Source organism: Marinobacter sp., assembly GCF_048269445.1.
In the GTDB taxonomy this organism is placed as follows: Bacteria; Pseudomonadota; Gammaproteobacteria; order Pseudomonadales; family Oleiphilaceae; genus Marinobacter.
Genome location: NZ_JBLXIQ010000008.1, coordinates 192,353 through 207,254 on the forward strand (window position 1 = coordinate 192,353; position 14,902 = coordinate 207,254).

Here is a 14,902-nt window from a genome sequence, read left to right on the forward strand (position 1 = left end):
ACTGTGACGCGCAAAACCGATCGTTATGGACCGGTTAAGCGGCCCCGAGCGCTTCTTTACGCTGCTCAGCCCAGGTATGTATCAAATGGTCTACTGTGAGGCCGATAAAGGCAACGCATAAGCCGAGCACAATGCCTTGGCCCATACCGTTGGCTTGAGACAAAGATTGCATGATGAGCTGACCTAAGTCGTCGGTGCCGATAAAGGCGCCGATGATAACCATAAACAAAGAGAAAATGACGGTTTGGTTAATGCCCAACATGATGTGTGGGAACGCCAAAGGCAGTTCAATTTTTAATAAGCGCTGCATACGATTAACCCCTGACATGGAGCCTGCTTCTTGCAGGGTTTTAGGCACGTTACTCAACCCCTCTACGGTGTAACGGGTAGCAGGGATCGTGGCATACACGATCACCGCAATAAGCACGGATAAATCACTTACACCGAACAACATGATGACGGGAATCAAGTAGACGAACGATGGGAAGGTTTGGAAGGTGTCGCAAACCAGCAATATGACTTTGGTTGCTCGGGGGCTTCGAGAGCACAGGATGCCGACAGTGCAACCAATCATAACGGAGATGATCACCGCAAAGGTGGTCATATAGGCCGTGATGAGGGCTCGGTCCCACCAGGGTGTTAAAGCGATAAAGCCAATGAAGGCCGTCACAATAATGGCAGAGCGAAGGCCACCAACAATATAGCCCGTGCCTCCAACCAGGAACAGGGTTGCCGCGACTGGCATCGATAAATAAGCCTCTTTCATGGGCACCAAAATTGACGTGATCATGAAGAAGTTGAAGCTTTGCACGCTGTCGTAGGTGTTGGTGATGATCCAGTCAACGATAAAGTCCCAGAACCTTTCGGTACTTATCCCCTGGGATTCACCGATAAAGTAGAGGTAGTTAGCCTTCTCCGGGAAAACCATCGACGCGACATAGGCAAGAACAGAGAAAACGATCAGGATTCCTGCAAACGCCAGCGAATACTTGTGGCGCAAATGGAATGGTAAGTCAGCGAAGTAGTCGACTTGCCTGTTCGCCCAGGCCAGCGATAACTTATCCAAGACCACAGCAATCAATACAATAGAGACACCGAGTTCGAGAGCCTGGCCTATGTTGAGCATGTTCAAGGACACCAACAAGTCATAGCCCAACCCCCTTGCGCCAATAAAAGACGCAATAACGGCCATTGCCAGACACTGCATGATGACCTGGTTAACACCGATTAAAATGTCATGGCGTGCGGAAGGGAGGAGCACTCTGAACATGAGTTGGCGCGGGTTACAGCCACTCATCATGCCAGCCTCCAACACAGCTGGAGAGACTTTTTTAAGGCCAAGAATGGTTAATCGAATCATTGGCGGGGTGGCGAAAATAACCGTTGAAATAGCGCCCGCATGGTCCCCGATGCCAAAGAACACCACCACCGGGATCAGGTAGGAGAAGTGCGGCATGGATTGGGCCACGTTTAAAAGCGGGGCCAGAATGGATTCGAAGCTTTTGTTCTTATAGGCAATAATGCCTAAAGCCAGGCCCAGAATAACCGATAACGGCACAGCCACTAAAACAAAGGATAAGGTTTGCATAGCGGGTGTCCACTGACCAAATACCGCAATGTAAATAGTGCTGACGCCAGCTAACACAGACAGGCTACGGCCACCGAGATAGTGGCCTAATAAAAATGCACCGGTAGCCACGGCTGGCCACGGCAGGGCAGGGATACGAGCCCACTCGTTTTTGCTGATAAAATCCCAGCTGGTAAAGGCCACAACGGTTTTAACGCCACCTAATAGCAGCTCACGAATCAAGTTAATGCTGAAGAGAATCCCGCCAGACAGGGCGCGAGTGAACTCTTTGATCATGGTCGATTCTTCGGTGAGGTCTAGCTCAGCATCGTAAGTCTCTACGACCCACCAGTCATTGATGAGGAACTTGAGGCCGTCGTTAACAGCGTCAGGCAGAAGCCAAAAACGGGTCTCCTGCAGGCGCCACAAGTTGCCACCCGTGCCGGGATCGATGGCTATTACAAGGGCAAAGAACACCGTCACCAAGACGACAAACTGAGTCCATTTATGTTCGGTAAAATATTGCATTGGGTACGGCTCACGACTTAGTTATTGACTGGCCTGCTGTTAGCTTCACCAAACATGACATCTATTATGATGTTGCTGTTTAACACGCCAACAATCTCGCCATCGGCATCCATGACTGCCACCGGGTTTTCCTCGGTCAACACCGGTTTCGCTACGGTTTCAATAATGGCGTCTTCAGATACAGTGATGTCACTCATCTCTGCAGCGGCGTCATAGGTTCCCATGATGGATTGGCACGAGAGCACCCGCTCACGCGGCACGCCACGGGTAAACCTGGCAACGTAATCCGTGGCCGGGTTGAGTATGATGTTGGCGGGCGTATCAATTTGTTCGATGACGCCCTCTTTCATGATGGCGATGCGGTCGGCCAGGCGTATCGCTTCATCAAAGTCGTGGGTAACGAACAAGATGGTTTTATTTAAAACGCTCTGTAAACGTAAGAACTCGTCTTGCATCTCCCGGCGAATCAGAGGGTCCAGCGCTGAGAATGGCTCATCGAGGAACCAAAGGTCAGGTTCCACCGCCAATGAGCGAGCAATCCCGACACGCTGTTGCTGACCGCCCGAGAGCTGGCGCGGGAAGTCATTTTCGCGACCGGTGAGCTCCACGAGGTTTACCATCTCCATCGCACGGTCCATGCTGTCGCTGGTGCTCATGCCTTTCACTTGCAATGGTAAGGCAATATTTTCCAACACGGTTTTGTGAGGCAGAAGGGCAAAACTCTGGAATACCATGCCCATTTTGTTACGACGAATGTCAATCAGTTCTTTATCGTTCATGGCAAGCAGGTCTTCGCCATCAATAAAGATATTGCCGGCCGTGGTGTCGATCAGACGTGCAATGCAGCGCAAAAGGGTTGATTTTCCAGAGCCGGATAGGCCCATGATGACGAGGATTTCACCTTTGTGCACTTCAAAAGAAGCATTGTTAACACCAATAACACATCCCGCATCAAGTAATGGTGCCGTCTCTACTTTTCCGCCTGATTGTTCCAGAATTTTTTCAGCATTGTCCCCAAAAATTTTATAGACAGACTCGCACTTAATAACCGGCTGAGCTGGTGGTGACATAATTAAATTCCTATAAAAAGACGGGCTAAAACGATGTTCTTGAGTTGAATAACGAAGTACGAGGCCTGACCTGAATGCAGCGCACTCAGGTCAGAGGGTTTGGCTTACAGCCAGCTTTTCCATTTTGCTTCGTTGTCGGCCAGCCATTTGGTGGCGGCTGCTTCGTGGCTCATGCCATCGATGTCAACCAATGCAGCCATGTTGCCGATATCGTTTTTGGTAAAGGAGATGTTGTTAAAGATCTTGTACGCTGTTGGCCATTTCTTGGGCATTTGATAGTAAGCCGCCTTCTTCAGCCAGCCTGCTGGTGGAGATCCACACTTGCCATCACCGCCATCTGACTTCTTACAGCCATCGGTATACGCCGGGAATTCAACGAAGCTGCCACCGTCACCGGCATCGGTAAAGTTGGGTGACCAGTTGAATACCACGACGGCACGATTGTCTTTCGCTGCCGATTCCAGTTCAGCCCAAAGTGCCCCGGAAGAGCCGGCAAATTTGGCGATAAAGTTCATGTCCAGGGCTTCGATGCGGTCCAGGGTTTCCTGGCCATGCCAGTCCATGGGACCGTCAAGGTAACGACCTTTGCCACCACTACCTGCGGTTGCAAACAACGCAGAACAATCATTCAGTGCTTCCCAGGACGGCAGGCCAGGGCACAGCTCGCCGACGTACGCGGGATACCACCACTCTTCCTGAGTGGCAGACGCGTGCTTGCCCACATCAATGATGCCGCCCGCGTCCAGAGCGTTGTTGAAAGACTTGCCAAAAGTGGACTGCCAGACCTCGTGCGCAATAGTGACGTCACCGTTACGAACAGATTCGTAAACCGCCTGGCTATCAGCTGGCACGTAAGAAACGTTATCGCCAATGCTTTCAAAAATACCCCCAATAACGTACGCCATGGTGATTTGGCTGGTCCAGTTATGGGTGGCAATGACAATGGGCTCTTTCGAGTCTGCCTGGGCTACGGCAGCGCCAAGTGCCAGTGAGCTCACTGCGGCCACGGTGGCGATTTTGTTTAAAAATTTCATTTATATCTCCGGATAGTATCGCTATCGGTAGTTATTCTGAGGGCGGACATGGCTCAGCTCTGACCGGTAACAGTCAAGCTCGCCGTAGGGCTCCGCAATGAGACGCACCACACACGGATTAACCGATGGGGCGATAGGGTGAAAGCAACATCTGTGGGGAGAAACAGAAGGCCAGGGGGCGGGCGGACCACCGCTGAACGCGAGATTTCGAGAAAACGCCGGAGGGTGGCGCTCGAATGGCTCAAGCATATGAAAAATGCTTGTTAGCTCGCATGTCAGGAACGGAGCCTAACACATTCCAGGTCTCGACGTTTTTGCTGGCGCCTGCTCCGGTGTCCTGCGCTAAGTTCCCCAGCTGCGTCCCCTTGTTCATGGCAAGCACGGCGTTTCCCGCTAATGACCCGAAGCTGATTGCCGAAATATTGAGTCGGGAGGAGTGGTACGGCTGCTGGCACCGGGCACAGTTCGAATGTGCCGATCGCAGCGGGGACGGTTTTGTCAGTAAGAGCGAACTGGTTTACCTTCACCAATGCGGAATCGGCGAGGACCTCAAATGCGGCCCACATAAAGTACTAAATTGGCCGGCCAGATTTATGAATAGAAGGCAGATGGTTTCTGTAGGCAAACGTGTCCGTGCGTTACAGTCGGCAGGTTTCACTCTAAAGCATGAAAACATGTAAAAGGGTCGATGGTGGGTTCATCGCACGTCAGGTTCTTCACCAACATGCATAAATTCTCGGAAAGCGGAAACGGCGGTGTTTTGCTCGACATTGGTGGCCCAGGCGAGACCGACATCCATTGTCGGTATCCGATCGGCCAGTGAGGTGACCTCGACGCGGCGCCCATCGAGTGACCATGGCCGATAGACCATGTCAGAGAGAATCGTGACCCCCATGCCGCTGGCAACCATTGAGCGCACGGCTTCAACCGAACTCGTTCTGAAAATTGTATGTGGTCGATAGCTCGTGCGATTCCAGTAGCGCTGCGTCGTGTTACTGGCTTCGTCGACCGTCAGCATGATGTAGGGCTGGGCAGCAACATCGGCCAGGGAGATCGATGGCAATTCAAGAAGTGGGTGGTTCGCCGACAGCCACAGTCTGCGGCGTGATTGCAGCAGTGTTTCATAGGATATTCCCTCCTGATCGACGATATTAGAGGTTAGCATCACTGCTAGATCAAACATCCCTGAAGCAAGCCCGTCTTCGATTGCAGCTCGCGAAGATTCGGTTAACTGCAGGTCCACACCGGGGAACACGCGAAGGAACCGCTCAATATAAGTTGGAATATAATAGCCAGCGACCGTGTAGGTCATTGCCAAACGAAGAGTGCCCTTTACGTCATCCCTCAAGCGGCGCGGGGACCTGACTGCTTCTTCCATCGCAGCCAATATTCGCCGGGCGTGATCAAGAAAGATATTACCCTCGTAGGTCAGTGCCACACCACCGGCATGCCTGGCGAGCAGCGGGGTTCCAACAATTTCCTCGAGCTGTTTTACAGCCGTCGTCACTGCAGATTGGGAGACGTTAAGTTCTAAGGCTGCACGTGAAATCTGACCCAAATTCGCGACGGCAATGAAGTAACGAATCTGTCGAATCGTAGGTATATTCATAATTTATATAATAACTATTTAATAAATTGGGTGAAAAATATTGCCGGATTGCACTGGGGCCACGACGTCCTCTGTCATCGCAGTCGCCGCACTTCCCAAATTTCCCCTCAACTTCTGTTTAGATAAATAGCCCAATCACATTTGAGCCGCCTTGCCATGTCAACATGAGCTGCGGCAGAGCAGTAATCACTGTATCAGTTTATAAGATAATGGGTCTCTGAAAATCGTATTATACAAATCTCCTGTTACATCCTAAGGTTTTTACATCGCCTTTCCAAAGGGGATTGGCGTTGCGGAAGCACCGCTCCGTTCATATCAGGAGAAACAATAATGAAAAAAATTCTCAGCGCGTCGACTGCGACCATGGTAATGGCATTTGCCGTATCTGGCAGCGCAATCGCCGAAGAATGGTACCCCTATCCCGTCGAAGTCTGGACCCCGCCGTTCAATATGGAGAGCCCACGTAGTGAGGTGGATTACGTTCCACTCGACGCAGCAGCACAGAAATGGAATCTCTGCGTTTCTTTCCCGCATATGAAGGATGCCTACTGGCTAGGCGTCAACTACGGCATCACCGAAGAAGCCAAACGGCTCGGTGTGGCAGCCACTGTGACTGATGCGGGTGGCTACACCAACCTGAATACCCAGATCTCGCAGATCGAGGATTGCGTATCAGCAGGTGCTGATGCCGTTATTATCGGCGCCATCGCCTATGACGGGCTTAACAACGTGGTCGCTGAGATTAGTGAGAAAGGTGTCCCGGTCATCGACGTCATCAACGGCATGTCGTCCGACAAGCTCTCTGCCAAGTCGCTGGTTTCCTTTGGCGAAATGGGTGCCAAGGCCGGTGAATTCCTGGCCAATCTGCATCCTGCCGGTGGCGAGTCCGCGAAAGTTGCCTGGTTCCCAGGGCCTGCCGGTGCCGGCTGGGTCGAAGCGGGGAATACCGGCTTTCTGGGTGCGGTAGAGGGTTCCGCGATTGAGATGATAGAAACGAAATACGGTGACACCGGTAAGGAAGCCCAGGCCAGGCTCGTCGAGGATACCCTCCAGACCTATCCGGATCTTGATTACATTGTCGGCACTGCGGTCACAGCAGAAGCGGCGATCCCTATCCTGCGCTCACGCGGTCTGACAGACAAAGTAAAGGTAGTTTCCTATTATTATGCTCCGGGTGTTGATCGAGGTATCGCACGTGGCCAGATCCTTGCTGCACCAACCGATTCCACCGTCATCCAGGGGCGCATCGCTGTCGACCAGGCCGTGCGGATACTGGAAGGCAAGGATTATCTGAAGCACGTCGGTCCCAAGCTCTATGTGGTAACACAGGAAAACTATGACGAGTTTGACTCGGCTTCGACCTTGGCACCAGACGGTTTCCGCCCGGTCTTCTCGGTAGAATGAGCCATGTTGAATTCAATCAATGAACAGCAGGGCTGTGAGGAGGTGGGGGCAACCCCGCTCCCACTCCTCCAGACCCAGGCCATTACCAAGGATTATCCCGGTGTCCGGGCGCTCGATGACGTCGACTTCGAACTGCTTGCCGGCGAAGTGCATGTGCTGTTCGGTGAGAATGGAGCGGGAAAGTCGACCCTGATTTCCATTCTGGCTGGTGCCAACCAGCCGAGCACCGGTCAAATCACTTATAAAGGTGAGCCAGTAACACTGGCCTCGGTTCACGACGCTCGCTCCCTCGGAATATCTGCAGTTTTCCAGGAATTTTCACTGATCCCTCAAATGACTGTAGAGGAGAACCTGTTTCTTGGTGCCGAACCAAGACGGGCCGGACTACTCGACCGCGCCCGCATCAGCCGTGAGGCACAAGAGACGCTTGATGAGCTTGGCTTTGCGCTGAGACCCGACCAACGTGTCGATCGCCTCACCCGTGCAGAACAGCAAATGGTCGAGATAGCCAAGGCATTTCGCTCCGAACTCCAGGTTTTGATCCTCGATGAACCTACGGCCTCACTCACCACGCACGAGACTGATCAGTTGTTCGAATTGATCGCAGGCTTGAAGAAACGTGGGGTCGGAGTCATCTACATTACTCACCGAATGGCCGAAATTCGCCGCATTGGCGACCGCATCACTGTTCTTCGCGACGGCCGCTACATCGATACTGTCAATGCGGCGGAAGCGACGGAGGATGATCTGGTTCAGCTTATGACCGGTCGTGTGGTCGGCGCCATTTTTCCGGAGCTGAACCTGAATGCGCCAGGCGATGTGGTGCTTGAAGCCAGGAATGTCACGACGAACGACGGTGCAGTGGTCGACGCATCGATGACTGTGCGGGCTGGCGAGATTGTTGGGATGGCCGGCCTGGTTGGGTCGGGCAAATCGGAGCTGATGCAGGCCTGTTTTGGTGGTTTGGCAATCCTTAGCGGGACTGTGATGCTGAATGGCCAAGGTATCACCGGCCATACACCAAAACGCAATATACGCGACGGTTTCCTCTATTTACCTGCAGATCGGCACAATGAGGGCCTGATGATGACGCGCTCGGTGCGCGAGAATGTTTCGCTCGCTTCACTCGATATTGAGCCATTTTCAAAAGGTATCTTTATCAATCGTAGTGGCGAAAAAAAGGCGGTCGAAGCCCTCACCACGCGGCTCAATCTGTCGCCGCCGCAGATTGAACGTACGGTCGAACATTTTTCTGGTGGCAATCAACAAAAGGTGATGCTCGCACGGGCCCTGACTCGAAAATATGACCTGATCGTTTTCGACGAACCAACAGTCGGCGTAGATGTTGGTACACGAGCTTCCATCTATGAGTTTATTGTTGAGCTCGCTCGCGGCGGCGTGGCCATCGTCCTTATCTCGTCTGATTTGCCAGAAATACTGCATCTTACTACCCGCGCCTATGTTTTTTTCCATGGACGGACTCAGGCCGAATTACAGGCCGATCAACTCACTGAGGAGAAGGTGCTTGCCCATTTCTTCGAAAAGGAGGCCTGTTAATGGCTGAGCAATCTGTTACTCCGACGAACGCGCCAGCTATCGGCGGCCTTGGGAACTTAACCAAGCGTCTGTTCGTCAAGCTTGGCATTCTGCCGTTTCTCCTGTTTATCGCCATGGTTGTGTTCACGCTGTTGTCGGAGAATTTTCTCACGCTACAAAACCTGATGAACGTGCTTCGCCAATCGGTCTACCTCATGATTGTTGCACTTGGCCAGATGATGGCCCTGCTCACCGGGGGCTTTGACCTGTCGGTTGGCACGGCCCTGGCACTGAGCTCAGTGGTCGGGGCGTTGGTGATGGCCACCATCTTCTCGATGGCTCCCGACATGGTCTGGTTGGCCGTCGCCGTTGGCTGTTTGGCCGGCATTCTGGCAGGCGTCATGATTGGTGTCGTCAACGGTGCGGGCGTGGCCTTCTTCAACGTGTCGCCTTTCATGGTGTCGCTAGGCATGGCATCGGTCGGTTTCGGTGTCGCGCTATACCTGACCGGTGGCGTGCCTGTTTACGGGATGCCTCGGGCCTTCAGTGACACCTTTGGCTATGGTTCCCTGCTCGGTATACCCGCGCCAGTCTTTGTCGCTGTATTGCTGGCGATTGCACTCTATGTGTTCCTCTACCGTACGCCCCAGGGCCGGTATTTCTATGCGGTCGGCGGTAATCTTAAGGCAGCATCACTGTCCGGCATTAACACCAAAGCCACGCTGTTTTTCACCTATGTGCTGAGCGCCTTTTTCGCCGCTGTCGCCGGTATGCTTTTGACGGCACGAATTGATACCGGGGAGGCCAACATTGGCGCTTCGATGCCATTGGAATCAATTGCCGCCTGCGTCATCGCCGGGGTAAGTCTGAGAGGTGGTGTGGGGCGCCTTGAGAGCGTCGTACTCGGTGCACTTTTCATCGGTCTGATTCAGAACGGCATGAACCTGGCGCAAATCGAATCCTACTTACAAACCGTAGTGCTTGGCGTTCTGCTGATACTTGCGGTCATCGCAGACCAGATCAGGCTTCGCTACGTTGCCTCTCTCAAGAATTAAGGAGAAAAAACAATGCATGTAGATGTGAATTGTGACATGGGCGAAAGCTTCGGCCTTTACAAGATGGGTGACGACGAAGGCATGATGCCGCATATCACCCAGGCCAATATAGCCTGTGGTTTCCATGGCTCCGACCCGAACCACATGCGTAGCACTGTAGAACTGGCGCGCAAGAATAACGTCAAAATTGGCGCACATTTTTCGCTTCCCGATCTGGCCGGCTTCGGCCGGCGCGAAATGAAGATTGACCGTGAGGAAATGGCCAATATCATCCTCTATCAGATCGGTGCGCTAAAGGGCTTCCTTGACGCCAGTGGTGTCGCGCTGTCTCACCTCAAACCGCATGGCGCACTCTATGGAATGGCAGCGCGCATGGAGCACATCGCCCATGCAGTTGCCGATGCCGCCGAAGTCTATGGTGTACCCGTGCTTGGCCTGGCTGGCACCCAGCAGGAGATGGTTTACAAGGAACGTGGTATCCCCTTTATGGCGGAGTTCTTTGCCGACCTGGAATACGATGATAACGGAAGTCTGATCATCACCCGGACGCATGGCGAGGTTGAACCAGGTTACGCGGCATCGCGAGTTCTCGAGGCTGTGCGAAATGGCCGCGTGAACAGCGTCAACGGAAAGTCACTGCCCGTGCGCGCTGAAACCGTCTGTGTTCACTCAGATACACCCAATGCCGTTGACATCGCCAAGGCGGTCAGCGAAGCAATCAATCAGCTTTAAACGGCTTGAGAAAGCGCAGAACAACAACAATCAGGAGTTATTACCGATGGCTATGCATGAAGTGAAATCACCAATTCCAGGAACTTTTTACCGTAAACCGTCGCCGGACCAGCCGGCCTACTTCCAAGTCGGTGATACGGTCACCAAAGGTGACACCATTGGTCTTGTCGAGGTTATGAAAACCTTCCATGAAGTGAAAGCGGATGCCGACGGAACGATTGGCGACTTTCCGGTCGGTGATGGTGAACCCGTCATGGCGGGGCAGACTATTGCCGAACTGAGCTGAGGTGATCATGAAAAACAAAGGCATTCAAAAATTGCTGATTGCCAACCGCGGTGAAATAGCAATTCGAATCATCCGCGCTGCGCGCGATCTCGGCATAGCCACCGTGGTCGTCCACAGCGACGCTGACACCGAAAGTCGAGCCGTGCAGATGGCAGATGAAACGGTGAACATCGGGCCACCGCAAGCGGCAAAATCCTATCTTTCTATCGATGCGATCCTGAGCGCGGCGAAGGAAACCGGTGCCGACGCTATCCATCCGGGTTATGGCTTTCTCGCCGAAAATGCAGACTTTGCAGACGCCGTAGCCGCCGCAGGCCTCCTTTTCGTAGGACCGGATGGCGATACCATCCGCCTGATGGGCGATAAGGCGGCTGCGCGGAGCGAGGCGAAAAAAGCGAATGTACCAACGGTGCCAGGCAGTGACGGCGTCATAGAGGACATGGACGCCGCGGCGAAAATGGCAGAGAAAATTGGCTTCCCAGTCATGATCAAGGCAGCCGCCGGAGGAGGTGGTCGCGGCATCCGTGTTGCCCACGACGCCGATGAATTCCGGAAGCTTGCTCCCCAGGCCTCCTCGGAGGCGGCGGCAACATTTGGTGATGGAGGCGTCTATATAGAGAAAGTTATTGAGCGCGCCCGGCACATTGAGGTCCAGGTATTAGGTGATGGCGAAAATGTCGTACATTTCTTTGAGCGTGAGTGCTCTTTGCAGCGCCGCCGCCAGAAGGTTTGGGAAGAAGCTCCGTCGGTCGCTTTGGATGATCGGGCTCGCGACGAACTGCACCGCTCGGCCGTAGCGTTGGCAAAGGCTGTCCACTATAAAGGCGCCGGCACCATCGAGTATCTCTACGATGACGAGACAGGAAACTTCTATTTTATTGAGATGAATACCCGCATTCAGGTCGAACATCCTGTGACAGAAATGATCTGCGGTTTCGACCTGGTCGCTGAGATGATCTTGATTGCTGGCGGCACAAAGATGCGAGTTACACAAGACACGATACACAGAACCGGGCACGCCATTGAAGTGCGGTTAAACGCGGAGGATCCGGCCAACAATTTCATGCCGTTTCCAGGCACCGTCGGCAACTTGATCACTCCAGATGGGCCGGGTGTGCGTTTCGATCACATGCTCTATCCGGGCTATGCCGTTCCGCCTTTTTACGATTCGCTGCTCGGCAAACTGATTGTCTGGGCCGAAGACCGCGACCATGCACTGTTGCGCCTAAAACGCGCCCTGGGCGAGCTTCATGTCGAGGGACTGCCGACCACCGCACCGCTGTTCCAGGCTTTGCTCGAGAGTGAAGAGCTGCAGCAAGGTGCAGTCCATACCCGATGGTTGGAGCCGTGGCTGGAAAACAATCTTGATCTCATCAAACAAAAAGGGGCTCAAACTCATGAGTAGTCGATACACATTTGGCGGCGATGAGCACATTTTCGTAGAAGTCGACGAAGAAATGTCGCTTGAGGCATTCTTTGTCTCGCTGTCCATGACCAACGCTGTGCGCAATGCCAACATCAAGGGCGTCACCGAAATCTGCCCGGCCAACGCCTCGTTCCAGATCAAGTTTGATCCGGATGTGATTCACCCCGACGACATGATGAAGGAATTGAAGCGACTGGAAGCCGAGGCGGAGCAGGGCGACAATGTTCTGGAGACTCGCATTGTTGAAGTGCCCGTCTATTATCAGGATCCCTGGACGCACGATACCCTGATGCGATTCCGTGAACGCCATCAGGACCCTAGCGCGACCGACATCGAATATGCAGCCTCGATAAATGGCTATGACAGTGTAGAAAAATTTATTGATGCGCATTCTGGAGCCCCCTGGTTCGTTTCCATGGTCGGCTTTGTATCCGGTTTGCCGTTTCTCTATCAGATGGTCGACCGGTCTCGTCAGATCCAGGTACCAAAATACCTTAGCCCGCGCACCGACACACCACGGCAGACGGTTGGCTATGGGGGCAGTTTCTCCTGCATCTATTCCGTTCGTGGCGCCGGCGGCTACCAGATGTTCGGCATTACCCCGATGCCGATCTATGACCCTGAGCAGAGTGTTCCCTATCTGAAGGATTTCATGGTCTTCTTCAAGCCGGGGGACATCGTCAAGTTTAAGCCAATCAACCGGGAAGAGTATGACGCGGCGATTGCACAGGTGCAGGCGGGTGAGTTCATGCCCCGCACCAAAAACGTTCGTTTTTCGCTAAGCGAATTCAATGCCGATATGGATGGTACCAACGCCAAGCTGATGGAGGCCCTTTATGACCGTTAATGTTATCTCAGCCGGTATTGCCACCACGATCCAGGACCTGGGACGGCCGGGCTATTATCATCTTGGTATTCCCATGGGTGGGGCCATGGACCGTCTGGCGCTGAAAACCGCCAATCTGCTTGTTGGTAATGATGAGGGAGCGGCCGGGCTCGAATCCGTATTTGTAGGGCCGGAACTTGAATTCACCCAGGATGCGACCGTCGCCGTCTGCGGCGCGGAACTGCCACCGAAAGTGGATGGTGAGCCGCGTGATACCTGGACCGCCTTCACCGTGAAAGCCGGCCAGGTGTTGTCCTTCGATTTCTTGAAATCCGGCGCGCGCATCTACATTGCGATTTCCGGCGGTATCACCACCCCCATGTACCTTGGTAGCCGCTCGACCTATGCGATCGGGGCGCTCGGTGGCGTTAACGGCCGCCCTGTCCAACCCGGCGATTCGCTGCCGCTCGGCAAAAGCAGCAAAATGGTCAAAGACGGATTATCGGTACCCAAGGCGCTACGCCGAGGCCCGTCCAACCCGGCCGAGATACGTGTGCTGCCCGGGCTTTACTGGCACCGACTCACTGAACAGGCCCAGAGCAATTTTTTTGAGGATACCTGGAAAGTCGCTAACGAAGCCGACCGCATGGGTTATCGCTTTCAGGGCGGACGCAAACTTGAGTTTGTGGAACGCGAACAGCCGTTCAGTGCCGGGGCCGACCCATCCAACATTACCGACGCCTGTTATCCATACGGCTCAATACAGGTACCCAGCGGGTCCGAGCCGATCGTGCTGCACCGTGATGCAGTGTCGGGTGGGGGGTATTTCATGTTAGGTACTGTTATTTCGGCTGACATGGACCTGATTGGCCAGTTACAGCCGAATATGTCAGTACGGTTCGTGAAAGTGGATATGGAGACTGCCCTTGCCGCGCGCAAGGAGCAGGCGGCAATTATGGATGAGATTCGCGAAGTATTGAGCTAAGGATGACAGGAACACGTCCTGGAATAGCTTGGCGGTTTGCGACGAAATCAGCGACATACAGTCGCTGATTTCGTTAGTCGTTACCGAGCTAGCCCTCCGATTAAGAGGGTGACAACGCATTTACACAACTTAAGAAAAACTGATTGTCATATGTGTATTCCTATTGCTCGAAAAAACTATCTGCTGGCATAACTTGCGCGAAAGGGACACTTAGTGCGGCCATAAAAGCCGTATTTACATCTGAGGCCGAAACTCTTCGATTGTTGAATTCTAAATCCTTCGTTGCGCAAGCATCTGAAACGACGAGACATTTAAAACCTAAGTCAAATGCTGCCCTGGTTGTGGTATCAATACACATGTGTGTCATTGCACCACAAATAATCAATTCACCTATACCTTGAGATTTAAGTAGATCCTCTAACTCTGTTTCTCTGAATGAACTTGGGTAATGTTTGACTACCACCGGCTCATTGTCCTTTGGCTCAACAGATTCGTTGATCTTACATCCATGAGTTTCTGGCAAAAAAAAGGTTGCACCTTTACGAGTAGAAATGTGCTGAATATGAAAAATGGGCATCTGTTTTTCACGGAAATAGGAAAGCAGCCGCTGACTATTTTTGGCGGCATCTTCCATATTTACCAATTCCATTGCGCCACCTGGAAAGTAATCGTTTTGTATATCAATTAAAATGAGTGCCTTGTTCATTTGTTTGTCCCAGCCTGGTTATTGTTCCAAATTGAAAGCATAGTACGACCTAAACACAGGTACCAGAGGCGCCCGCATGCCTGTTCGGCTAGCAAGGCACCGACGATGTGTTGTTTTCGCAAGGACTCGTTGGTCAAA

At 53.0% G+C, this 14,902-nt stretch carries 13 protein-coding genes; 8 read left to right on the forward strand and 5 right to left on the reverse strand.

Translation table 11 applies throughout. The annotated features are described in order from the left end of the window. Positions 1 to 34 precede the first annotated feature (34 nt). From ACN0XM_RS16960 to ACN0XM_RS16975, 4 genes are all read right to left on the reverse strand, one after another. The gene (locus tag ACN0XM_RS16960; protein ID WP_417568117.1) at positions 35 to 2,095 is read right to left on the reverse strand and encodes an ABC transporter permease; all 2,061 of its coding nucleotides are present in this window, start codon (positions 2,093 to 2,095) and stop codon (positions 35 to 37) included. A gap of 17 nt (positions 2,096 to 2,112) precedes the next feature. Beyond that, positions 2,113 to 3,165: a quaternary amine ABC transporter ATP-binding protein gene (locus ACN0XM_RS16965; protein WP_417568118.1), complete on the reverse strand. Its 1,053-nt coding sequence runs from the start codon at positions 3,163 to 3,165 to the stop codon at positions 2,113 to 2,115. 104 nt (positions 3,166 to 3,269) lie between these two features. Then, on the reverse strand, positions 3,270 to 4,199 hold the full coding sequence (locus tag ACN0XM_RS16970) for an ABC transporter substrate-binding protein (protein ID WP_417568119.1): 930 nt from the start codon (positions 4,197 to 4,199) through the stop codon (positions 3,270 to 3,272). A 697-nt stretch (positions 4,200 to 4,896) separates the two neighbouring features. Then, entirely contained in the window at positions 4,897 to 5,808 is a 912-nt protein-coding gene (locus tag ACN0XM_RS16975) for a LysR family transcriptional regulator (RefSeq protein WP_417568120.1), read from the reverse strand. 330 nt (positions 5,809 to 6,138) lie between these two features. Here ACN0XM_RS16975 and torT point away from each other — a divergent pair, with 330 nt between their 5' ends. Genes torT through ACN0XM_RS17015 form a run of 8 tightly spaced genes read left to right on the forward strand, consistent with a single transcriptional unit; the run spans position 6,139 to position 14,058 of the window. After that, positions 6,139 to 7,212: a TMAO reductase system periplasmic protein TorT gene (gene torT, locus ACN0XM_RS16980; protein WP_417568121.1), complete on the forward strand. Its 1,074-nt coding sequence runs from the start codon at positions 6,139 to 6,141 to the stop codon at positions 7,210 to 7,212. A 3-nt stretch (positions 7,213 to 7,215) separates the two neighbouring features. Then, entirely contained in the window at positions 7,216 to 8,769 is a 1,554-nt protein-coding gene (locus tag ACN0XM_RS16985; protein WP_417568122.1) for a sugar ABC transporter ATP-binding protein, read from the forward strand. After that, entirely contained in the window at positions 8,769 to 9,803 is a 1,035-nt protein-coding gene (locus tag ACN0XM_RS16990) for an ABC transporter permease (RefSeq protein ID WP_417568123.1), read from the forward strand. The genes ACN0XM_RS16985 and ACN0XM_RS16990 overlap by 1 nt, the downstream gene beginning before the upstream one ends. A 12-nt stretch (positions 9,804 to 9,815) precedes the next feature. Continuing rightward, complete coding sequence (locus tag ACN0XM_RS16995) at positions 9,816 to 10,535, forward strand: LamB/YcsF family protein (protein ID WP_417568124.1); 720 nt, start codon at positions 9,816 to 9,818, stop codon at positions 10,533 to 10,535. A gap of 46 nt (positions 10,536 to 10,581) precedes the next feature. Next, positions 10,582 to 10,821, forward strand: coding sequence for an acetyl-CoA carboxylase (locus ACN0XM_RS17000; RefSeq protein ID WP_179959418.1), 240 nt, complete (start codon positions 10,582 to 10,584; stop codon positions 10,819 to 10,821). Between the two features lie 7 nt (positions 10,822 to 10,828). Continuing rightward, positions 10,829 to 12,226 (forward strand): acetyl-CoA carboxylase biotin carboxylase subunit, encoded by a 1,398-nt coding sequence (locus ACN0XM_RS17005; protein WP_417568125.1) that lies wholly within the window; start codon positions 10,829 to 10,831, stop codon positions 12,224 to 12,226. Next, positions 12,219 to 13,094 carry a 5-oxoprolinase subunit B family protein gene (locus tag ACN0XM_RS17010; protein ID WP_417568126.1) on the forward strand — a complete coding sequence of 292 codons (876 nt, stop codon included), beginning with the start codon at positions 12,219 to 12,221 and terminating at the stop codon, positions 13,092 to 13,094. Before ACN0XM_RS17005 ends, ACN0XM_RS17010 begins: the two co-directional genes overlap by 8 nt. Beyond that, positions 13,084 to 14,058 (forward strand): biotin-dependent carboxyltransferase family protein, encoded by a 975-nt coding sequence (locus ACN0XM_RS17015; protein WP_417568127.1) that lies wholly within the window; start codon positions 13,084 to 13,086, stop codon positions 14,056 to 14,058. Before ACN0XM_RS17010 ends, ACN0XM_RS17015 begins: the two co-directional genes overlap by 11 nt. A gap of 160 nt (positions 14,059 to 14,218) precedes the next feature. Here the strand turns inward: ACN0XM_RS17015 and ACN0XM_RS17020 are convergent, their stop codons facing one another. Continuing rightward, positions 14,219 to 14,764, reverse strand: coding sequence for a cysteine hydrolase family protein (locus tag ACN0XM_RS17020; RefSeq protein ID WP_417568128.1), 546 nt, complete (start codon positions 14,762 to 14,764; stop codon positions 14,219 to 14,221). Positions 14,765 to 14,902 lie beyond the last annotated feature (138 nt).

Bases quoted from the DNA above. Each gene is read 5' to 3' on its own strand.
- ACN0XM_RS16960 (WP_417568117.1), bottom strand. From the start codon at position 2,095: ATGCAATATTTTACCGAACATAAATGGACTCAGTTTGTCGTCTTGGTG.
- ACN0XM_RS16965 (WP_417568118.1), bottom strand. From the start codon at position 3,165: ATGTCACCACCAGCTCAGCCGGTTATTAAGTGCGAGTCTGTCTATAAA.
- ACN0XM_RS16970 (WP_417568119.1), bottom strand. From the start codon at position 4,199: ATGAAATTTTTAAACAAAATCGCCACCGTGGCCGCAGTGAGCTCACTG.
- ACN0XM_RS16975 (WP_417568120.1), bottom strand. From the start codon at position 5,808: ATGAATATACCTACGATTCGACAGATTCGTTACTTCATTGCCGTCGCG.
- torT (WP_417568121.1), top strand. From the start codon at position 6,139: ATGAAAAAAATTCTCAGCGCGTCGACTGCGACCATGGTAATGGCATTT.
- ACN0XM_RS16985 (WP_417568122.1), top strand. From the start codon at position 7,216: ATGTTGAATTCAATCAATGAACAGCAGGGCTGTGAGGAGGTGGGGGCA.
- ACN0XM_RS16990 (WP_417568123.1), top strand. From the start codon at position 8,769: ATGGCTGAGCAATCTGTTACTCCGACGAACGCGCCAGCTATCGGCGGC.
- ACN0XM_RS16995 (WP_417568124.1), top strand. From the start codon at position 9,816: ATGCATGTAGATGTGAATTGTGACATGGGCGAAAGCTTCGGCCTTTAC.
- ACN0XM_RS17000 (WP_179959418.1), top strand. From the start codon at position 10,582: ATGGCTATGCATGAAGTGAAATCACCAATTCCAGGAACTTTTTACCGT.
- ACN0XM_RS17005 (WP_417568125.1), top strand. From the start codon at position 10,829: ATGAAAAACAAAGGCATTCAAAAATTGCTGATTGCCAACCGCGGTGAA.
- ACN0XM_RS17010 (WP_417568126.1), top strand. From the start codon at position 12,219: ATGAGTAGTCGATACACATTTGGCGGCGATGAGCACATTTTCGTAGAA.
- ACN0XM_RS17015 (WP_417568127.1), top strand. From the start codon at position 13,084: ATGACCGTTAATGTTATCTCAGCCGGTATTGCCACCACGATCCAGGAC.
- ACN0XM_RS17020 (WP_417568128.1), bottom strand. From the start codon at position 14,764: ATGAACAAGGCACTCATTTTAATTGATATACAAAACGATTACTTTCCA.